Source organism: Lawsonibacter faecis (assembly GCF_014287675.1).
Classification (GTDB): Bacteria; Bacillota; Clostridia; order Oscillospirales; family Oscillospiraceae; genus Pseudoflavonifractor; species Pseudoflavonifractor faecis.
On record NZ_JACOPQ010000015.1, the window covers coordinates 55,144 to 75,448 of the forward strand.

At 63.1% G+C, this 20,305-nt stretch carries 22 protein-coding genes; 16 read left to right on the forward strand and 6 right to left on the reverse strand.

Features of this window, described 5'->3' with window-relative positions; translation table 11 throughout:
- Positions 1-59: 59 nt before the first annotated feature.
- On the forward strand, positions 60-1,613 hold the full coding sequence (locus H8S62_RS15530) for an amidohydrolase (protein WP_186920204.1): 1,554 nt from the start codon (positions 60-62) through the stop codon (positions 1,611-1,613).
- 45 nt (positions 1,614-1,658) lie between these two features.
- Here the strand turns inward: H8S62_RS15530 and H8S62_RS15535 are convergent, their stop codons facing one another.
- Positions 1,659-2,522 carry a helix-turn-helix domain-containing protein gene (locus H8S62_RS15535; protein WP_155150132.1) on the reverse strand — a complete coding sequence of 288 codons (864 nt, stop codon included), beginning with the start codon at positions 2,520-2,522 and terminating at the stop codon, positions 1,659-1,661.
- A gap of 207 nt (positions 2,523-2,729) precedes the next feature.
- Here H8S62_RS15535 and sdaAB point away from each other — a divergent pair, with 207 nt between their 5' ends.
- The 7 genes from sdaAB to H8S62_RS15570 all read left to right on the forward strand — a co-directional run bounded on the left by sdaAB (position 2,730) and on the right by H8S62_RS15570 (position 10,047).
- Positions 2,730-3,398, forward strand: coding sequence for an L-serine ammonia-lyase, iron-sulfur-dependent subunit beta (gene sdaAB, locus H8S62_RS15540; protein ID WP_186920205.1), 669 nt, complete (start codon positions 2,730-2,732; stop codon positions 3,396-3,398).
- Between the two features lies 1 nt (position 3,399).
- The gene (gene sdaAA / locus H8S62_RS15545) at positions 3,400-4,257 is read left to right on the forward strand and encodes an L-serine ammonia-lyase, iron-sulfur-dependent, subunit alpha (RefSeq protein WP_186920206.1); all 858 of its coding nucleotides are present in this window, start codon (positions 3,400-3,402) and stop codon (positions 4,255-4,257) included.
- 205 nt (positions 4,258-4,462) lie between these two features.
- Positions 4,463-4,831, forward strand: a complete 369-nt coding sequence (locus tag H8S62_RS15550; RefSeq protein WP_155150127.1) for a VOC family protein — start codon at positions 4,463-4,465, stop codon at positions 4,829-4,831.
- 3 nt (positions 4,832-4,834) lie between these two features.
- A complete protein-coding gene (locus H8S62_RS15555) occupies positions 4,835-5,899 on the forward strand; it encodes an acyltransferase (protein WP_186920208.1) in 1,065 nt (354 codons plus the stop codon).
- An 84-nt stretch (positions 5,900-5,983) separates the two neighbouring features.
- Positions 5,984-7,405, forward strand: coding sequence for an MBOAT family O-acyltransferase (locus H8S62_RS15560; RefSeq protein WP_186920210.1), 1,422 nt, complete (start codon positions 5,984-5,986; stop codon positions 7,403-7,405).
- Positions 7,406-7,417: 12 nt separating this feature from the next.
- Complete coding sequence (locus tag H8S62_RS15565; RefSeq protein ID WP_186920212.1) at positions 7,418-8,647, forward strand: alginate O-acetyltransferase AlgX-related protein; 1,230 nt, start codon at positions 7,418-7,420, stop codon at positions 8,645-8,647.
- Between the two features lie 182 nt (positions 8,648-8,829).
- Positions 8,830-10,047 (forward strand): MFS transporter, encoded by a 1,218-nt coding sequence (locus tag H8S62_RS15570; RefSeq protein ID WP_243255780.1) that lies wholly within the window; start codon positions 8,830-8,832, stop codon positions 10,045-10,047.
- Positions 10,048-10,150: 103 nt separating this feature from the next.
- Here the strand turns inward: H8S62_RS15570 and H8S62_RS15575 are convergent, their stop codons facing one another.
- The 4 genes from H8S62_RS15575 to thyA are packed head-to-tail and all read right to left on the reverse strand — an operon-like array spanning position 10,151 to position 13,009.
- Positions 10,151-11,170 (reverse strand): nitrilase-related carbon-nitrogen hydrolase, encoded by a 1,020-nt coding sequence (locus tag H8S62_RS15575; RefSeq protein ID WP_186920213.1) that lies wholly within the window; start codon positions 11,168-11,170, stop codon positions 10,151-10,153.
- Entirely contained in the window at positions 11,104-11,673 is a 570-nt protein-coding gene (locus H8S62_RS15580; protein WP_186920215.1) for an NUDIX hydrolase, read from the reverse strand. Before H8S62_RS15580 ends, H8S62_RS15575 begins: the two co-directional genes overlap by 67 nt.
- Before the next feature lie 5 nt (positions 11,674-11,678).
- Complete coding sequence (locus H8S62_RS15585) at positions 11,679-12,158, reverse strand: dihydrofolate reductase (RefSeq protein ID WP_155150116.1); 480 nt, start codon at positions 12,156-12,158, stop codon at positions 11,679-11,681.
- A 20-nt stretch (positions 12,159-12,178) separates the two neighbouring features.
- Positions 12,179-13,009, reverse strand: a complete 831-nt coding sequence (gene thyA / locus H8S62_RS15590) for a thymidylate synthase (RefSeq protein ID WP_155150114.1) — start codon at positions 13,007-13,009, stop codon at positions 12,179-12,181.
- A gap of 128 nt (positions 13,010-13,137) precedes the next feature.
- On the opposite strand from thyA, the gene H8S62_RS15595 reads away from it, so the two are divergent.
- The 4 genes from H8S62_RS15595 (at position 13,138) to H8S62_RS15610 (ending at position 15,785) form a co-directional block, all read left to right on the forward strand.
- Positions 13,138-13,638 carry a hypothetical protein gene (locus H8S62_RS15595; protein ID WP_186920216.1) on the forward strand — a complete coding sequence of 167 codons (501 nt, stop codon included), beginning with the start codon at positions 13,138-13,140 and terminating at the stop codon, positions 13,636-13,638.
- 160 nt (positions 13,639-13,798) lie between these two features.
- On the forward strand, positions 13,799-14,572 hold the full coding sequence (locus tag H8S62_RS15600) for a nitroreductase family protein (protein WP_186920218.1): 774 nt from the start codon (positions 13,799-13,801) through the stop codon (positions 14,570-14,572).
- A 19-nt stretch (positions 14,573-14,591) separates the two neighbouring features.
- Positions 14,592-14,954, forward strand: coding sequence for an ArsR/SmtB family transcription factor (locus H8S62_RS15605; protein ID WP_155150229.1), 363 nt, complete (start codon positions 14,592-14,594; stop codon positions 14,952-14,954).
- A 267-nt stretch (positions 14,955-15,221) separates the two neighbouring features.
- Entirely contained in the window at positions 15,222-15,785 is a 564-nt protein-coding gene (locus H8S62_RS15610; protein ID WP_186920220.1) for an FUSC family protein, read from the forward strand.
- Positions 15,786-15,873: 88 nt separating this feature from the next.
- Here the strand turns inward: H8S62_RS15610 and mtaB are convergent, their stop codons facing one another.
- Positions 15,874-17,211, reverse strand: coding sequence for a tRNA (N(6)-L-threonylcarbamoyladenosine(37)-C(2))-methylthiotransferase MtaB (gene mtaB / locus H8S62_RS15615; RefSeq protein ID WP_186920221.1), 1,338 nt, complete (start codon positions 17,209-17,211; stop codon positions 15,874-15,876).
- Between the two features lie 194 nt (positions 17,212-17,405).
- Between mtaB and H8S62_RS15620 the strand changes: the two genes are divergently transcribed.
- From H8S62_RS15620 to H8S62_RS15635, 4 genes are all read left to right on the forward strand, one after another.
- Complete coding sequence (locus tag H8S62_RS15620; RefSeq protein WP_155150104.1) at positions 17,406-17,651, forward strand: HPr family phosphocarrier protein; 246 nt, start codon at positions 17,406-17,408, stop codon at positions 17,649-17,651.
- A gap of 86 nt (positions 17,652-17,737) precedes the next feature.
- A complete protein-coding gene (gene yfbR, locus H8S62_RS15625) occupies positions 17,738-18,316 on the forward strand; it encodes a 5'-deoxynucleotidase (protein WP_186920222.1) in 579 nt (192 codons plus the stop codon).
- A gap of 118 nt (positions 18,317-18,434) precedes the next feature.
- Positions 18,435-18,704 (forward strand): ACT domain-containing protein, encoded by a 270-nt coding sequence (locus tag H8S62_RS15630; RefSeq protein WP_155150100.1) that lies wholly within the window; start codon positions 18,435-18,437, stop codon positions 18,702-18,704.
- Positions 18,705-18,933: 229 nt separating this feature from the next.
- A complete protein-coding gene (locus tag H8S62_RS15635) occupies positions 18,934-20,292 on the forward strand; it encodes a PFL family protein (RefSeq protein WP_155150098.1) in 1,359 nt (452 codons plus the stop codon).
- Positions 20,293-20,305: the final 13 nt, after the last annotated feature.

Here is a 20,305-nt window from a genome sequence, read left to right on the forward strand (position 1 = left end):
TGCCCCTGCATCCGCCCTTTCCGGTCCACTTTTATGCGTCAAATTCTTGGAGGTGCACGATGAAACAGACACTCTACTACGGCGGCCCCATCCTGACCATGGAGGAGGGGCCAAAGCCCCAGGCGGTTCTGACGGAGGGGACGCGCATCCGGGCCGTGGGCAGTCTGGACGAGCTGCGCGCCCTGGCTCCGTCCGCCGGGGAGCGGGATCTGCGCGGCCGCGCCCTGCTGCCCGCGTTCGTGGACCCCCACAGCCACATCACCGCCCTGGCAGCCACCCTGGACCTGTGCCCCCTTGGGGCCGCCGACTCCTGGGCGGACATCGCCGCCCGCCTCAAGGAGTACCAGGAGAAAAGGCACATCGGGCCCGGAGGCTGGGTGGTGGGCTTCGGGTACGACCACAACGTACTCAGGGAGCGCGCCCACCCGGACCGCAAGGCCCTGGACGTGCGCTTCCCCGATACGCCGGTGCTCATCTCCCACGCCTCCGGCCACATGGGCGTGGTGAACTCCGCCGCGCTCAAGCTCCTGGGCGTCACGGCGGACACGCCGGACCCGGAGGGCGGCAGGTACGGGCGGGAAGCCGACGGCAGGACCCCCTGCGGCTATCTGGAGGAGAACGCCTTCATCCGCCTCTCGGGGGCGATGGCCCAGCCCTCCCTGGAGCAGTCGGTGCGGAATGTGGAGCGGGCCCAGGAGACCTATCTCTCCCACGGGATTACGCTGATTCAGGACGGCCTCACCGACCGCAGCCGCTTCGCCATGCTCTCCGCCGCCCGCCTCAGCGCGGAGGTGGTGGGGTACGCGGACATGAAGTCCGCGCCGGAGCTTATCGGCAGGCCCCTCATCGGCGGCTACAAAATTTTTCTGGACGGCTCCCCCCAGGGTCGGACCGCCTGGATGCTGGAGCCCTATCTCGGCGGGGACGGGACGTACAGAGGCTATCCGGTCTACGGCGACGAAGAGGTTACCGGGTTTATCTCCAAGGCCCTGGCCGAGGGCAGGCAGATTCTGGCCCACTGCAACGGCGACGCGGCGGCGGAACAGTTTATCCGCTGCTGCCGGGCAGCCCAGGAGCAGGTCGGCAGGCCCGTGGGGGACATCCGGCCCGTGATGATTCACGCCCAGCTGGTGCGGCGGGAGCAGCTTGAGGCCATGGCAAAGCTGGGCGTCATCCCCTCCTTCTTCGCCGCCCATGTTTGGTACTGGGGGGACGTGCATATGGAAAACTTCGGCGCGTCCAGGGCCGCCTCCATCAGCCCCCTCCGCTGGGCGCAGGAACTGGGCATCCCCTTTACCCTGCATCAGGATACGCCGGTCATCGGTCCGAATATGCTGGAAACCGTGTGGTGCGCCGTAAACCGCGTCACCCGCAGCGGCGTGGCTCTGGGACCGGAGCTGCGGATTTCTCCCCTGGAGGCCCTGAAAGCCGTCACCAAAAACGCCGCCCACCAGTATTTTAAGGAAGACGAGCTGGGCAGCATTGCGCCCGGCAAGCGGGCCGATCTGGTCATTCTGGATGCCGACCCCACGGCGGTGGAGCCGATGCGGATCCGCGACATCAGGGTTTTGGAGACCGTCAAGGCGGGCGAGTGCGTCTGGCTGCGTAAATAACAAAGGGACTGCCGCGCAATACGCGGCAGTCCCGGTTCCAGCCGATCAGCGGTTGGCGAGGGCCTGCGCCGCCAGGAAGGCCAGCAGACAGCCGGTGATGCAGGCGGGGACGGCGCCGAAATACTCCGGCCCGGAGAAAACGAGGGGCATCAGGGAGCTGACGGCGGCCAGCACACCGCAGAGGAAGCTTTTGCTTCTGGCCCCATCCCTCCAAATCCCGGCGACCGCCAGGGCCAGCAGGGCGACGGTCAGAAGGCCGGTCATCATCGGCGCAAAATTGGCGTACCCAATGGGTATGAGGCTGAAGCTGGAGAAGGTGCTGCGTATGAATACGACCCCGCCGTCTTCGCCTGGACGCCCGAAGTTGAGCACCGCGCTCCAGGGGGATATCTCCAGTCCCAGGGCCAGAACCGCCGCGGCAATGGAGACGCCCCGGGCCGCCGCCGGGGAAGGCCCGCCGGTCCGGAAGGAAAACGCGGGGAGTCTGGGCAGGGCGATCCCGGCCGCGATGAGAGCCGCTCCGCCGGCCGCCAGAAACCATTGCAGGGGCCCCCGCACGCCGATGATAAACAGCGCGATGGGCAGCAGGATCGCGCCCGCTGCGATCAGGAGCGCGGAGACAGACTTTCTCCCCATCCCCCTCATGTACTTCAGCGCGTCCAGCACGGCGCTGTCCGCTTTTTCCCGTTCACCGGCGGCGATTGGCTCCCCGGCCAGCAGTTCATTCACCGTTATGTCCAGGGCGGCGGCCAGTGCGGGAAGCAGGGAGATGTCGGGAAAGCCCCGGCCCGTCTCCCAGCGGGAGACCGCCTTGTCCGTCACGCCGACGGCGCCGGCCAGGTCCTCCTGGGTCATATTCTTCCCCCGGCGCAGGGCGGCGATAAATGTGCCCGTTTTATGTGGGTCCATTTGTATCCCTCCTCCCCATCAGCATAACATGAAGGCGCGATTGTGTCACTCTATAGTTCGTAGAGCGGAGATTTAGCGGAAAAACCGGCGGTCGGCAGGCAAAGCGCCGGGCCGCACTCTAGCCTCTTTGGGGCGGCTCATCTCCCCGCGCCCCGCAATGCGGCGTTTATAAACCCCCTCTGATGATAGAAAGGCGTGACTGCTGATATGAATCTCTTTGACATTATGGGACCAATTATGGTAGGACCCAGCAGCTCCCACACGGCGGGGGCGGTGCGCATCGGGCTCATCACCCGCAAGCTGCTGGGGCGGCCTCCCGTCCGGGCGGAACTGCTGCTCCACGGGTCCTTCGCCGCCACGGGGAAGGGCCACGGCACCGACCGGGCTCTGGTGGCCGGGCTGCTGGGCATGGATCCTGACGACCCGGACATCCCCCGCTCCTTCGCCCTGGCGGAGCGGGCGGGGCTGCTGGTGCGCATCGGCAGCGTGGTTCTGCGGGGCGCCCACCCCAACTCGGTGCTCCTGAAGGTGGAGGACGAGCGGGGCAATACCCTGGAGGTCAACGCCTCCTCCCTGGGCGGGGGACGGGTTCGGGTCAACGCCATCGACGGCCTGGACGCGTCCTTCACGGGGGACTACCCCACCCTCATCATCCGCAACGAGGACCGGCCCGGCGCGGTGGCGGAGGTGACCTCCATCCTGTCCCGGCGAAAGGTGAACATCGCCACCATGCAGCTCTACCGCAACATGCGGGGCGGCCTGGCCGTCATGGTCATGGAGAGCGACCAGGACATCTGGCAGGAGGCCGTGGAGGAGCTGCGCTCCTGTCCCGGCATCGTGCGGGTGACCTATCTCAATATGCAGGAGGGCAACTGATATGGCGTTTACATCCGTTGAGGGGCTGCTGCGCGCCGCCGGGCAGGTCCCCCTGTGGCAGGCCATCCGGGACGACGACTGCCGGGACCGGGGCGTGGTGACGGCGGACTCCTGGAGCCACATGGAAAAGCTCTGGACCGCCATGCAGGAGAGCGTGGGGCAGTACGACCCGGCCCTCCGCTCCACCAGCGCGCTGGTGGGGGGCGAGGGCGGAAAGGTGGAGGGGAGCCGCGCGGAGCTGTGCGGGCCCTTCCTGCGGGAGGTCATCGCCACCGCCCTCAAAACCGGCGAGTGCAACGCCTGCATGAAGCGCATCGTGGCCGCCCCCACGGCGGGGGCCAGCGGCGTGCTGCCCGCCGTGCTCCTGCCCCTCCAGGCCCGGGACGGGCTCTCGGACGAGGTGATGACCCAGGCTCTCTACGTGGCCGCCGGGTTCGGACAGGTTATCGCCTCCCGGGCCTCCATCGCCGGGGCGGAGGGGGGCTGTCAGGCCGAGGTGGGCTCCGCCTCGGGCATGGCCGCCGCCGCGCTGGTGCATGTAATGGGCGGTACGCCCTTCCAGATGACCCACGCCTGCGCCATGGCCCTGGCCAACACCCTGGGGCTGGTGTGCGACCCGGTGGCGGGGCTGGTGGAGGTCCCCTGCGTCAAGCGCAACGTCATGGGCGCGGTCAACGCCCTCTCCTGCGCGGAGATGGCCCTGGCCGGCGTCACCAGCGCCATCCCCTGCGACGAGGTCATCGACGCCATGCGGGCCGTGGGCGACGCCATGCCCGCGTCACTGAGGGAGACGGGCATGGGGGGGCTTGCCGCCACACCCACCGGGAGAAGAATCGCCGAGCAGGTGCTGGGCGGGTAGGCGCCGCCCACACGCGCCCGCATGGTGCGCAGCCGCGGCGGATAAAAAAAGGTCTCCCGCGGAGCCGCCGTTGGTTTCGCCGTGGGCGGGGGCCCTGCCCCTGCCCCGGGCGCTCAACTGCCTGTGACATCCGTCCTTGCTCTTCCCCCGCGCGGTATGTTATACTAGAAAACCGATTTGATAAATACAGAAGGAGTTGTGCCGTATGCTGCGTTTTGCTCACTTTAACTTTAACGTTCTGGACCTGGACCGCTCTTTGAAGTTCTACGCCGAGGCCCTGGAGCTCGCCCCCGTGCGCACCAAGGAGGCCGGGGACGGCTCCTTCAAGCTGGTGTACCTGGGCGACGGCGAGACCGGCTTCGAGCTGGAGCTCACCTGGCTGAAGGACCGCGCCGAGCCCTACGACCTGGGCGAATGCGAATTTCACCTGGCCTTTGTCACCGACCGCTACGACGAACTGCACAAGCGCCACGAGGCCATGGGGTGCATTTGCTTTGAGAACACGGCCATGGGCATCTACTTCATTGAGGACCCGGACGGCTACTGGATCGAAATCATTCCCAGCCGGGGGTAAGCCATGGCGAAAACCGTCGACGGCCGCGTGGCCTACGCCGACCTGCTGCGGGTGCTGGCCACCTTCGGGGTCGTGGTAATCCACGTGTGCAGCATCTGGTTTTACGACGTGGGGGTAAGCTCCGCCGCCTGGTCGGTGTACAATGTGTACGACGGCCTGGTGCGCTGGTGTGTGCCCCTCTTTGTCATGCTCTCGGGTATGTTCATGCTGGACCCCAAGAAGGGCCTCACGCTGCCGGGCCTCTTTTTCAGGAATATCCTGCGGGTCTGCACGGCCCTGGTGGTCTGGGGCGCGCTGTACGCCATTGCGGATTTTGGCCGGGTGGGCGGGCGCTTCACCTGGGATGGCATTCTCTCCGCCCTCAGAAGCGCCCTGCTGGGCAACACCCACTACCACCTGTGGTTCCTCTATGTCATTCTGGGGCTCTATCTGGTCACGCCCATTCTCCGCGCCTTCGTCCACGGGGCCGGCCGGAGGGATTTCCACTACTTTTTCATTCTCTGCTTTGTGGTGGCCTTCCTGCTGCCCACCCTGCTCCAGTTCCGGCCCAGCCAGACGGTCTCCACCTACCTGGCCCGGCTGAACCTCCACATGGTCATGGGCTACGTGGGGTTTTACGTGGCGGGGTACTACCTGAGGACCTATTCCCTGGGGCGGCTGGCAGAGGTCATTATCTACATCCTGGGCGTGGCCGGCGGCGCTGCGACGGTGTGGGGCACGTCGGCCCTCTCCCAAAAGACGGGGAGTCTGGTGGGCACTCTCTACGACTACATGACCCCCAACGTGGCCGCCATGGCGGTGGCGGTTTTTGTGCTCTTCCGCTACCTTCTGGGGGTCAGCGATGAGCGCGGCCGCCGCAGGAGCCTGGCCGGGATCGCCAAGGTCACCTTCGGCATCTATCTGGTCCACGACTTCTTCATCACCCTTTTCCGCCATTTCGGCCTTACCGCCCTTCCCATCCCCCCGGTGGCCGCAGTGCCGCTGATGACGGCGCTGGTCTTCCTCTGTTCCTTCGCCGCGGCGTGGGTCATCGGCAGGATTCCCTTTGTGGGCAAGTATTTGACCTAGGCCTTGTTTGATAAACGTCAACACGGCCAATCGGCCCAAACCGCGCGCTGCCCGTATTCTCTCTCTTGAAGGAGAACCTCTCTTATGCTGTTTTCCAGTTCCATCTTTCTGTTCGTCTTCCTGCCGGTGGTGCTCTTGTGCTACTATCTGCCCTTCCGGGGACACAGGCAGGGGCAGAACATACTGCTTCTGGCGGCCTCCCTGCTGTTCTACGCCTTCGGGGAACCCTGGTTCGTCTTCGTGATGATCGCCTCCATCCTGGCAAACTACGGCTTCGGCCTGTGGGTGGACGCCGCGCGGCGAAAGGGCTGGAGCCGCAGGCTCCCCATCGTGTGCACGGTGGTCTTCAACATGTCCATCTTCTTCGTATTCAAGTACCTGGTGTTTGTGCTGACCAACCTGAACCTGCTGGGCTTCCAGTTCATGATCCCGGTCATCGAGCTGCCCATCGGCATCTCCTTCTTCACCTTCCAGGCCATGAGCTACGTGCTGGATGTGAGCCGTGGAGACGCCCCGGTCCAGCGCTCCCCCTTCAAGGTGGGGCTCTATGTCTCCCTCTTCCCCCAGCTCATCGCCGGTCCCATCGTCCGGTACACCACGATTGCGGACGAGATCGACGGGCGGAGAGAGACCTGGGCGGACTTCTCCTCGGGTGTGTCCCGCTTTCTTGTGGGACTGGGGAAAAAGGTCCTGCTCTCCAATCAGCTTGCCGTGGTGGCGGACACTGCCTTCGGCGGCGGCGCGCCCTCCTCGGTGGCCTTTGGGTGGCTTGGCGCGGTGTGCTACATCCTTCAGCTCTACTACGATTTCTCCGGCTACTCCGACATGGCCATCGGCCTGGGCCGCATGTTCGGCTTTCACTTCCTGGAGAACTTCAACTACCCCTATATCTCCACCTCCATCAGCGAGTTCTGGCGGCGGTGGCATATCTCATTGACCACCTGGTTCCGGGACTACGTCTACTTCCCCCTGGGCGGAAGCAGAATGGACAGGCAGTGGAAGGTGGCCCGGAATCTCTTCGTGGTGTGGCTCCTCACGGGTATCTGGCACGGGGCCAACTGGACCTACATCGTGTGGGGGCTTTTGAACTACGGCCTTCTGATGTGGGAGAAATATGGGGGGCTGGGCAAAGGCTGGCCCAAGTTCTGGGGCTGGCTCTATACCTTCACGGCCTTCGTCCTCACCTGCGTGGTCTTCCGGTCAGACTCCCTGGCCGCGGCGGGGCGCTACTTCCAGGTGCTCTTTCACCTGGGCGGCGGAATTGCCGGTTTTTCCGGGCAGTTCTTCCTCTATCTGCGGGAGTACGCCCTCTTCATCGTGGCCGCGGCCCTCTGCGCCGCGCCCATCGGGACCTGGCTGCGGGGGAAGGTCGGCTCGCTCCGAAGCGGCGCTCTGCTGCCCGCCTGGGACGCCCTCTCCGGCGTTTGTCTGATGGCGATTTTCCTGCTGTCGGTCTGCTTCATCGTCAAGGGGACCTATAACCCCTTCATCTACTTCAACTTTTAAGGGGGCGGAATGATGAAACGCAAGCACAGTATGACCGCCGTCCTCTTCCTGGCCGGGCTGCTGGCCGGGCTGTTGATTCTGGCCAGCTCCTTCTTCGGCCAGGAGGGCAAGCTGGAGACCCTGCTCAAGAACTTTGTCCGCAGCGGAGATGTGACGGCCCTGGTCACCGGGGCGGAGGGTGCCGCCAACCAGGATTTGGACCGCTCCCACTTTTTCATCCAGCTCTTCGGCGGCGTGCAGCGGCTCATGGGCCGCAGGGCCATCGTGGATATGGCAGAAGCGGACTATACCGTGGTCAAGATGGACGACGGGGCGCTGACCTTTGAGAACCTGAGCCGGGAGCCGGTGGACGTCACCCCCCACGGCGAGGCACTGGTCCAGCTCGACCGGGCGCTGCGAGACCAGTTCGACCTGCCCCTGCTCTATATCCAGGCCCCCCAGAAGGCCAGCAATGACGCCCTGCCCACCGGCGTCACCGACTACGGCAACGGCTATGCCGACAGTCTGCTGTCCGTGCTGGCGGAAAATGGCGTGGACTATCTCGATCTGCGCCCCGGCATGGAGGCTGCGGCGGCGCAGCCGGACGCCCCCGCCTTCTTCTTCCGCACCGACCACCACTGGACGCCGGAGGGCGGCTTTGCGGGGTATCAGATTCTGAGCCGATGCCTGGACGAGCACTACGGCATGGAGGCTCCGGCCCTCTTCACCGACCCGGACAGCTACGAGAAAATGGTCTATGAGGACTACTTCCTGGGCAGCCAGGGCAAGCGGGTAGGCACCCTCTACGCCGGGACCGACGACATCACCCTCTGGAAGCCCAAGTTCGAGACCAGCTTCACCTACTCCGTGCCCCTCAACGCCATTGAGCGGACAGGCCCCTTTGAGGAGTCCCTCCTCTTCCCGGAGCGGGTGGCGGAGAGGGACTACTTCGGCGGCAACCCCTACACCCTCTATGCCGGCGGGGACTATAACCTGGCCCGCATGACCAACCACTTCAACCCGGACGGACCCCGGATTCTCCTCATCCGGGACTCCTACTCCTGCGTTCTGGCCCCCTTCCTGGCGCTGAACTGCTCGGAGGTCGTCACCATCGATCTGCGCTACTTCAAGGAAAATGTGCTGGACTATATCGAGTGGCTGGACCCGGATCTGGTGTGCGTCATGTATACCGCCAGTTCCACCCGCCTGCCGGAGCTGTTCCAGTTCTTCGGCGCGGAGGAAAAGCCCGGATTTCGATATTAGGTTATACCTGAAACGTCCAGGCGGCGCGTCTATCGGCGGAAACCGCGTCCTGCCGTACCATTTTTCCTTGGAATCCACACCACTCCGACGTTTCAGATACACCCTAAAGGAAATTCCGAGTTTACGGCCCTGTTCCTTTTCATTTTACCATACTCTTTTCACACTTCATTGGGGGTGCCCTTTTGGACCACACCAACTCCATGCCCTCCGTCCGGCGGCTGGACCTGCAGTACATCGTCATGCAGGCGGCCTACTGGGCCATGTTCGCGGGTATCTGCGCCTATCAGGCCGCGCTGCTGCAGCAGCGCGGCTTCTCCAACAGCGACGTGGGGCTGCTCATCGCCGTGCGCTGTCTGGCGGGCATCGTCTGCCAGCCCCTGCTGGGCGGCTTTGCCGACCGGCATCCCGGCATCCCCCTCAAGCACATCGTCTCCGCCTCACTGGCGCTCTCCCTCGTGGTGGGCCTCCTCTTCACGGCCATGCCCATGGGTATGGCCGGAACCGTGGCGGTCTTCGTCATCCTGGGCGGCTTTGAGATCTCTGCCTACCCGCTGATGGACGCCATGGCTATCCAGTTCATCAACGCCGGGGTCCCCATCCGGTACAGCCTGGGCAGGGGCATCGGCTCCATGGCCTACGCCCTCACCTGCGTGGTGCTGGGGCTCCAGGTGGCCCGCTGGGGGGTGGAGAGCACCCTTATCACCCACGCGGGACTGGTGGTGCTGGTCATCGCACTGGTGTGTACCTATCCAGCCTTCCACGCTGCGCCCGCCCCCGCCGGTGCTCCGGCGGAGAAGCCCCATTCGGTGTGGTACCTGCTCAGGAGCAATCCCCGCTTTACGCTGATGCTGGCGGCGATTCTGCTGGGACTCACCGCCTGCCTGCCCATGAGCAACTTCCTTGTGAACGTCATTGAGAGCCGGGGCGGCACCAGCGCCGATCTGGGCCTGGCCCTGTTCGTCATGGCCGGGTTTGAGATGCCCACCGCCTTTTTCTTCCAGAAGCTCCTGCGCCGCCTGGGCAGCGGCAGGCTCATCCTCATCAGCATGATTTTTACCACCCTGAAGGCCGCGGCGCTCTTCTTCGCCTTCAACATGCTGGGGGTCATGCTGGCCCAGCCCCTGCAGATGCTGGGCTACGGACTCTTCACCCCCGCGTCGGTCTTCTTTGTCAACGAGTCGGTGCCCGAGGCCGACCGGGTCCGGGGGCAGACGGTGATGATGGTCGCCTCCAACGGCATGGGCGGGATGCTGGGCAGCTATATCTCCGGCCGGGCGCTGGACATCGGCAGCGCGCTCCCCGTTGGCGGGGCGAACCTGATGCTCCTGTGCTGCATCGCGCTGGGCGGGGCGTCGATCGTCCTCGCGCTGCTGGCGCTGAAAGTAAACGGTAAAAAGTAAAAAGCTGAATGGAACCACATCCACAGCAAAAATAAGCCGCCCGGGAGACAAAGAGTCTCCCGGGCGGCTTATTTGGGGTTCAGGCCCCTTCGGGCACAGGTTTTTACTTTTTACTTTTTGCCTTTTCTCCCCGCCGCTTGCGCTTTTCGTACTCCCTGGTCCCTTTTCGTATATCAAGCGGGATTACAACATGTCGAAACAGCTTCGAGCCCTCGTCGATATAGGTGCCGTAGAACGGGATCTCCCGCAGCCGCTGCCCCGGACTTGTGACGGCAAGCTCAAATAAGCCTATCTCCCTGTCCTCAAAACGGATGGCATGGCCATTGGGCAGATAGACCCCGGACTGCCCCGCCAGCTTGAAGTCCTTCATCAGCAGCCCCGTGATTCCCGCCATGCGGTCCACCGCGCCAATCGCATTGCAGAAGACGACGGGGACCCCAAAGGCCGCGGCGTAGGTACTGCCCAAAAAATCGATTTTTACTCTGTTTTCGCCTCTGACCCTCCCGCTGCCGTCCACCGACATTGCCCAGGCGTGGGGCATCAGGATCAGGTCCGGCTTCTCTTCTTTGATGCTCTCATAAAAGCACTCTCTATGTGCGTCGAAGCAGATTGCCACCGCGATCTTACCCAGCGGGGTTTGAATGATGTGGGGAAATCTGCCCCGCTTGAACAGGTTTGACTCAGGCTCCTCTTTATAGACGAAGCCGCAGACGCCGTTTTTACACGCTATCAGATAGGCGTTATAGTACTCGCCGCCGGAATGATCGAGATAACCGCAGCCGATGTACATTTCGTATTTCTGCGCCATGGAGACCGCCCAGGCCTTTGTCAGCGCCCCTTCCCGCTCCCTATAGTCCCATATCTCCGGGGTGGGGATATAGCCCGGCGTGGAAAGCTCCGGTAAAATGACAAAATCAACGTCTCTTACCTGCGCCAGAAGCCGCTCGATCATGCATAATCTGTTTTCGATCCCGCGGACTGAATTGTCCACTTGAATTGCCGCAAAATGCACAGGCCCGCCCCCTATCCAATGAGACATGCCGATCGTTTCCTCTTCTATCCCCTGTGAAGCAGCGCCCGGGCGCGGTCCAGCAGCTTCAGATAGACATAGTCCATCTGCCACTCGTTGGTGATCTCCGTGAGCTTCTCGGCAGGGAGCCATGCCACGTCCGTGTTCTCCCCCTCCCGGACGGTGAGGCCGTCCGCCTCGTCGGCCACCAGGAGGTAGCTCACGTTCAGGTGCTGGTGGGCGGCGACATACCTGCCCCGCTTCACATGACCCCATACGGGCAGGACGTCCAGGCTGGCAATCTCTGTGGAGAGGGGGCGGATATGGGTAATCCCGGTCTCCTCCCAAGCCTCCCGGAGGGCCACGGTCAGAAAGTCCGGGTCGCCGTCGGCGTGTCCGCCGGTCCAGGCCCAGACTTTGAAGATATTATGGTGGGCCATAAGCACCTTGGTAGCGTCGGCGTTCACCACGAAGCCGGAGCTGGTCATATGGGCGTACTCATTTTCGCGGGTAAGAACGGTGTCGGGGTAATTTTCAATATACTCCAGGATGATGCGCTTGTCGGTCGCCTCCTGTTCATCGTGGGGAACAAAGGCGCGGATTTCGTCGGCGTACATACGGCTCACTTCTTTCTCTGATAGACGGTGTAGTGGAATGTCACGCCGTTTTCCACAATGGCCGGCTCCTCTGTGGAACAAACCCAGTCAGGCAGGGCGTCCAGATTGGGGAACCAGGCGTCTGCCGGGTATGCGGCGTGGATTTTGGTCACATAGGCGGTGTCGCACACGCCCAGCAGGGCGCGGTAGACGCTCTCTCCGCCGATGACAAAGGCGTCCGCCGGACAGGCCGCCAGAGCCTCCCCCATCGTGTGGAGCACCCTGGCGTTTTCCACTTCAAAGGCCCGGTTGGTGGATAAAATATAGTTCTCCCGGCCCGGCAGGGGTCTTCCGCCCGGGAAGGTCTCCAGGGTCTTACGGCCCAGAATGACCGGATGCCCCATTGTGAGGGCCTTAAAGCGCTTTAAATCCGCTGAAATGCGGACCAGGAGCCTGTTTTGATGCCCAATAGCCCAGTTTTGGTCCACGGCGGCAATCAGATTCATTCCAGTTCCCTCCCGCTCCGTCAAACCGCCACGGGGATACTTACGTCCAGCGGGTGGGACTGATAGCCCTCCAGTTTCAGGCTGTCCCTGGTAAAGGCGTAGAAATCGGTGACGGAGGTGTCCATCACCAGCCTGGGGGCCTCATAGGGCGTGCGGGCGATGATCTCCTCCACGATTGGGACGTGCCGGTCGTAGATATGTGCGTCGGCAATCACGTGGACCAGCTCCCCCGCCTCCAGCCCGGAGACCTGGGCGAGCATGTGCACCAGTGCTGCGTACTGCATCACGTTCCAACCGTTGGCGGTGAGCATATCCTGGCTGCGTTGGTTGAGGATGGCGTTGAGGGTCTTCCCCGTGACGTTAAAGGTCACGGACCAGGCGCAGGGGTAGAGGGCCATCTCCGAGAGGTCGTGGTGGTTGTAGAGGCTGGTCATGATCCGCCGGGAGGAGGGGTTGCGCTTCAAATCGTAGAGCACACGGTCCACCTGGTCCATGTCCCCCTCGGCGTAGTGGTGCTTCACGCCGAGCTGGTAGCCGTAGGCCTTGCCGATGGAGCCGGCCTCGTCCGCCCAGGCGTCCCAGATGCGGCTTCCCAGGTCGTGGATGTTGTTGGACTTCTTCTGCCAAATCCAGAGGAGCTCGTCCACGCTGCTCTTGAAGGCCATTCTGCGGATGGTCTGGACAGGGAACTCGGCGCGCAGGTCGTAGCGGTTCACAATTCCAAAGCGCTTTACCGTATGGGCGCTCTCCCCGTCCGCCCACCTGGGTCGGACGGACAAATCGGTATCCCAGGTCCCGTGGGAGAGGATATCTTTACAGTTCTCAATAAACAGTTCATCCGCGCGGCTCATAGGCGTTCCTCCGTATTCGACAAAGCTTGTATTGAGGTATCATACCATATTTTTTGTTCCCCCACAACCGTTTACACAGGGTCCTTTTCATGCTAAACTACTCTCAACGGTCAAGAGGAGGCGACGGGATGGACTATTCCGCTACCGAGCGCAGCGGGCGCTTTTATCTGCGATCTCTGCTGTGCGTGATTTTCATTCTCATGGCGGTGCAGACGCTGCTTCCCTACCGGGGGATGCTGTCCCTCCCCCGCTCGCTGCCCTTCATCCTCCTCACGGCCCTGACCCTGCTTCCCTCCGCCGTGGTCTTCTGGGCCTTCTTCCGGGGGAGCTGGCCGGGGCTGGTGGTATTTGTCCTGGGGACCTTCCAGTTCATTGAGCGTGTCACCGACCTCTTTTACGTTCGGGACGTGGAGCTGATGGTCAGCCCCTATACCCTGGTTGGGGTGCTGTGTATGCTCCTGCGTCTGACCGTATTTTTCATGGCCCTGCGCGGGGACGGCACGGCGCGCTACCTGGAGCGGCGGCGGGAAGTCCGGCTGACCCGTGACCACTTCATAGAGGGCGGCGTTTTTCTGCTGAGTTTTATCGTGGCCGGGCTGGCCGAGTCCTACTCCTACGGCTTATTCTAAATGAAAAGAGCCCCGCGGACGGAAGGGCCGTACCCGGGCGGAGGTATGCTCTGCCCCCTATGGGCACAGCCCTATTGGTAGCCTCTTTCTTTACGGATGTGGCGAAGGCGCGTTTTTCTGCTATAATCGTTCATGAATTTGAACGAAGGCGGCGATACTGATGGCGGAGCATATGATTACAGTCGATACGGAGCGCTGTATCGGGTGCGGGCTGTGTAAGGCGGACTGCGCTGCCCGTAATATTGAGATACGGGCGCAGAAAGCGGTTATCCTCACCCCTGACTGCGTACTGTGCGGGCACTGCGCGGCGATCTGCCCCCGGGGCGCCGTATCCATCAGCGGGTACGGGGAGGCGCCGATCTCCCGGGACGGCGGGCGTCCGCTGGACCCGTCACAGGTGCTGGACGTCATCCGTTTCCGGCGGACCATCAGGCAGTTCCAGGCGCAGGATATCCCGAGCGGAGTGCTGGAACAGATCCTGGAGGCGGGGCGGCTGACTCACACTGCCAAAAATCTGCAGGATCTCTCCTTTATTGTGCTGGACAGGGAGAAGGCCAAGTTCGAGCAGATGGCTGCGGCGCTGTTCCGTAGGGTAAAGCCCCTGGCGAATCTGTTCAGCCCCATGGCGAAGCGGATTCAGATTGACGACCACTTCTTCTTTTTCCATGCGCCCAAGGTGATCGTCATCGCCGCGAAGGAAGAGATTAACGGCTGTCTCGCGGCGCAGAATATGGAATTCGTGGCGGAGGCCCACGGGCTGGGCGTCCTGTTCAGCGGCTTTTTTACCATAGCGGCCAACCGCTCCGGCAGGCTCAGGAAGGCGCTGGGCATTCCCAGAGGAAAGCGGGTGGCAGCCACACTGGTATTGGGCTATCCCAAGGTAAATTACCGGCGCTCCGCACAGCGGGAGGCGCTGGACGTCACATATTTATAAGGGCGGGTGCTTGATGGAATTGGACCGTGAGTGCTCAGCGCGGCTGGAGCAGATAACCCTGGGCTTCCGGGAGTGCCGCAAGGCTTTTACCGCAATCGGCGACGAGACGAGGCAGCTCATTTTGTTCGTCCTCCTGCAGAGCGATCTGTCAGGCGTCCGGGTCGGCGAGATTGCGGAAAGGACGCACCTCACCAGGCCCTCGGCCTCTCACCACCTGCAAATTCTGAAGGACGCGGGGATCGTCAGCATGAGAAAGGACGGGACCAAAAACTACTACTATATCAGCGCCGACGAGACCCGTTGGAAGGCAATTGCGGACCTGGGAAACCTCATCTATGAGGGCGTGCTGCATATCAGCGGGCAAACGCACGGCAGTCCGTAATGCTTTCCCAGCCTCCGCCGCACGCAGGAGGTATGCGCCGGTTCGTTTTCCCCCGCTCATTTAAATTTCCTTTTTACCGCCTATTTTTCAGTCATCCGGCCTGTTTTGCCCCTTAATCCCCACCACTGGGGCGCATCTTCGTCGGCATGGACCAATCCCCCCAAATCTGGGGGGATTTTTTCGTGGAATTCCCATCATTTCCATTTTTCTGGCGCTGTGTTACACTATGGGAGTCTGATGAAAATTGCAACAGGAGTTGTCCAATCTATGGAAACCGCTGAAAAACGCCGCTTTCCCGGCGTGGGGCTGCGCAATATCAAGACCGCCTGCTCCGCCACCCTCTGCGCCCTCCTATACTTTCTCCTCCTCCCCGACCGAAACCCCGCCTTTGCCTGTATCGGCGCCATTTTCGGAATGGGGGCCAATATGGAGCACTCCAAGCTCCACGGCGGGAACCGCCTCTTCGGCACCATTATCGGCGGCTTTCTGGGGATGGGACTCTATAGGGTTTTTCTGATCGTTTACCCCGAGGGGGGCCATCACCTTCTGCTGGTGCCCCTGCTCTTCATCGGCGTGGTCATCCTGATTATCCTGGCCCAGATCTTCTGGGTAGGCGCGGTGCAGCCCGGCGGCGTGGTGCTGTGCCTGCTGCTGTTCAGCATCGGCCCGGATAACTACATCTCATACTCCCTCAACCGCATGTTTGACACAGGCGTGGGCGTGGTCATGTCCCTGCTCATCAATTACCTCCTCCCCCGGGAACGGCTGGAGGGGTGGATCGAGTGGGGCAGGGGCAGATGGGATGCCATAAGCGGGCGCGGAGAAAGCTAGCCGCGCAGAATGCCGCGCATCCCCCACCCGCCGGGACGCTGTCCAGCCCGGGCGGCGGGAGGCCCGGGCGGCGGGGAACGCATTTTATCTACGATTCCAGCACGCCCATGAGCCGGGTATCCTGTACGCCGGTAATCACCACATTTCCGAGCACATTGTGGAGATTTTCCGCCGCCGGCGCCCGTACCTCCACGTAGTTGGGGGCATGGCCCCGCCAGCAGCCGTCCTTCTCCTCCTCAAAGAGGACGGGCAGGGTCGCCCCCACCCACCCGGCCAGATATTCCCCCTCCAGCCGGGCGGCCAGGAGTCCGGCCCGGCCGGCGCGCGCCTCCTGCTCCGCCCTGGGAATCTGGCCGGACATCCCGGCCGCCGGGGTGCCCGGGCGGCGGGAGTAGGGGAAGATATGCATGGAGGAAAAGGCGCACCTTTCCACAAAGGCCAGTGTGTCGGCAAACTCCTCCTCCGTCTCGCCGGGAAAGCCCACAATCAAATCCGTGGTAATTGCGGGCCGGGCAAAGGATTCACGGAGCAGTCTGACGCTCTCATAGTACCGCGCGGTATCATATTTCCGATTCATCCGCTTTAAAGTGGCGTCGCACCCGCTCTGCATGGAGAGGTGGAAATGGGGGCACAGATTGGGAAGGCGCGCCGCGCGGCGGCAGAACTCCCCCGTAATGGTCCGGGGTTCCAGAGACCCCAGCCGCACCCGCGCGCCGGGGGCCGCGGCGCAGACCGCCTCCACCAGATCGATGAGGCCTGTCCCGTCCCTGAGGTCCTGGCCCCAGGAGGAGATCTCAATGCCGGTCAGGACAATCTCCCTGTACCCCTCTTCCGCCAGCCGCTTCGCCTCCGCCTCCGCCTCCGCCATGGGGAGGGAGCGGACCGGGCCGCGGGCGTAGGGGATGATGCAGTAGGTGCAGAAGTTGACGCAGCCGTCCTCCACCTTGAGCATGGCCCTGGTACGCTGGGCCAGGCCCCCGGCGCTCAGGTGCTCATAGGCGCGGTGGGTCATGATGTTGTCCACCAGGATCTCCGGGGCGGAGACGGAGGCGCCGATGGGCGGCTCCGCCCCGTCGAAGCGCGCCCGCTCGTCGGCCAGCCGCTCCACCTCGCCCAAAAAGCCCATGCGGTCCCCGGTGCCGGACACCAGGTCCACCCCCAGGGCGGCCACGGCCTCCGGGTCGGTCTGGGCGTAGCAGCCGCAGACCGCCACCACAGCCCGGGGGCAGCGCTTCCGGGCCCGGCGGATGACGCCCCGGGACTTCTTGTCGCTCACGGCGGTGACGGTGCAGGTGTTGACGATATAGGCGTCGGCCTCGGTTTCAAAGGGCACCAGCTCGTGGCCCCGGCGCTTGAGTTCGGTTTCAAGGGCCTGGGTCTCGTACTGGTTCACCTTGCAGCCCAGGGTGTAGATTGCACATCGCATGGTCATACCTCGCAGAATTTCATGGTGTTTACCCGGCGCGCCTCGTACAAAACGCGCAAGTTGCGCCCCGCCGGGAATTTGTGTTTGTAATTTGGCGGCCCGGTGCTATAATGGTAGGGTGCTAACTCTGGGCCGCTCCTATTTTATCAGCAGTCCGGCGGATTGTACAGACCAAACCACAGGAGGTACCCGCTATGCAGACCTTTTTCGTATCCCTCTCCTCCATCAGCGACGTAAAGAAGTTCGTGGACGCCGCCACCCGCTGCGCCTGCGAGGTGGACGTCCTCTCCGGGCGGTATGTCATCAACGCCAAGTCCATCATGGGCCTCTTCTCCCTGGACCTGGCCAAGAGCGTCAAGGTGGAGTTTCACGGGAGCGACGCGGACGCCGACGCTTTCCGGCAGGAGATTTCCGCTTTCCTCGCCGAGGCCGCCGAGTAATTTCCATCAGTCAGCCAACGTGGCGGAGCCCTCTGGAGATTGTCTCTCAGAGGACTCCGCTTTTGGTATCATCAGGAGGACCGCCTATGGCGTACAATTTCTTTGCTTTTATCTCCAGGATGCGGTATATCAGCCGTTGGGGGCTGATGCGCAACACCTTTCAGGAGAATATCCAGGAGCACTCCCACATGGTGGCCGTTCTGGCCCATGCCCTCGCCGTCATCCGGCGGGATGTGTTCGGCGTGCCCTGCGACCCCGGCGAGGCCGCCGTGGCCGCCCTCTACCACGACGCGCCGGAGATTTTCACCGGCGACCTGCCTACCCCCGTGAAGTACTATAACCCCGAGATCCGCGACGCCTACAAGGAGGTGGAGGCCACCTCGGCCGCGAAGCTGCTGTCCATGCTGCCCGAGGAGCTGCGCCCCTCCTACGACCACTATCTCCGGGAGGACTACGACAGCGCGCTCCACGCCCTGGTAAAAGCCGCGGACAAGCTCTCCGCCCACATCAAATGCCTGGAGGAGCTGAAGGCCGGCAACCACGAATTTGAGGCCGCCGCCCGCCAGACGCTGGAGGCGGTGAAGGCCACGGCGCTGCCTGAGGTGGATTATTTTCTGACCCACTTCCTGCCAGGATTCGGCCTGACGCTGGACGAGCTGCAATGAGAGCTGTTTTCCGCCTCAGCACAGGGCCTGGGAAACCGTCGCGCCCGGCGCGATCGGCCGGATGAAACTCCGCTTCTATACATCATAACATTTTCAACAAGAGAAAGGATGAACCCCTATGCGCGCCATCGTCACCGTCAACGGCAAGGACCAGGTGGGCATCATCGCCACCGTCAGCACACTGCTCACCCTGCACAACGTCAACATTCTGGACATCTCCCAGACCATTCTCCAGGGCTACTTCACCATGACCATGCTGGTGGACGTGTCCCAGGCGGACATCCCCTTCGCCGACCTGTCCGTGGCTCTCGAGGAGGCGGGCACCAAGCTCTCCATGGCGATCCACGCCCAGCGCGAAGATATCTTCCACGCCATGTACCAGATTTGATTCCGCGCGCAGGCGCGAGGGGAGGCACCGTGACCCATATGTGCAATCATCAAAAGATACTGGACACCCTGGATTTGATCGGCCACCCCAGGGCGCTTACGCACCCTGGGGACCCCGTGATTTTACATCCTCGGGACAAATAAATTGCCCCTGCGGCAAGGTTTTGGGCGCCGCCCAAAACGCTTGAGCGCGCCGCTCGGCGCGAATGACCGAATGGGAGGATTATTTTATGCTCAACCATCAGAACATCCTTGAAACACTGGATATGATTGACCACCAGCACCTGGACGTGCGTACCATCACCATGGGCATCTCTCTGCTGGACTGCTGCGACAGCGACCCCAGGGCCGCCTGCCGGAAGATTTACGACAAGATTACCCGCAAGGCCGAGAAGCTGGTCTCCACCGGCGAGGCCATTGAGCGGGAATTCGGCATCCCCATTGTCAACAAGCGCATTTCCGTCACCCCCATGGCCCTGGTGGCCGGTGCCTCCCGGACCGACGACTATGTCCCCTTTGCCGTGGCGATGGACGAGGCCGCCAAGACCACGGGCGTAAACTTCATCGGCGGCTTCTCCGCCCTGGTGCAGAAGGGCGGCACCCATGGGGACAGGAAGCTCATCGCCTCCATACCCGAGGCCCTGGCCGTCACCGACTTCGTCTGCTCCTCCGTCAACGTGGGTTCCACCAAGGCGGGCATCAACATGGACGCGGTGGCCGAGATGGGCCGCGTCGTCAAGGCGGCGGCGGAGCGCACCGCCGACCGGGGCGGCTTCGCCTGCGCCAAGCTGGTGGTCTTCTGCAACGCCGTGGAGGACAACCCCTTCATGGCCGGCGCGTTCCACGGCGTGGGCGAGGGCGAGTGTGTCATCAATGTGGGCGTCTCCGGCCCCGGCGTGGTCCACCACGCCCTCAAGAGCGTGAAGGGCCAGCCCTTCGACGTGGTGGCCGAGACCATCAAGAAGACCGCCTTCCGCATCACCCGCATGGGCCAGCTGGTGGCCCAGGAGGCCAGCCGCAGGCTGGATGTGCCGTTTGGCATCGTGGACCTCTCCCTGGCCCCCACCCCCGCCGTCGGGGACAGCGTGGCCCGCATCCTGGAGGAGATGGGCCTGGAGGTCTGCGGCACCCACGGCACCACCGCCGCCCTGGCCCTCCTCAACGACGCCGTCAAGAAGGGCGGCGTCATGGCCTCCTCCCACGTTGGCGGCCTCTCCGGCGCGTTTATCCCCGTCAGTGAGGACGAGGGCATGATCGCCGCCGCCGCGTCCGGCGCTCTCCACCTGGACAAGCTGGAGGCCATGACCTGCGTGTGCTCGGTGGGCCTGGACATGATCGCAGTCCCCGGCGACACCACCGCCGAGACCATCTCCGCCATCATCGCCGACGAGGCCGCCATCGGCATGGTCAACTCCAAAACCACCGCCGTGCGCATCATCCCCGCCCCCGGCATGAAGGTGGGGGACACGGTGGAATTCGGCGGGCTGCTGGGCAGCGCGCCGGTGATGCCGGTGCACCCCTTCGCAAGCGGCGAGTTCATCCACCGGGGCGGGCGTATCCCCGCGCCGATGCAGAGTTTAAAGAATTAAAGCGCCCGCCGGA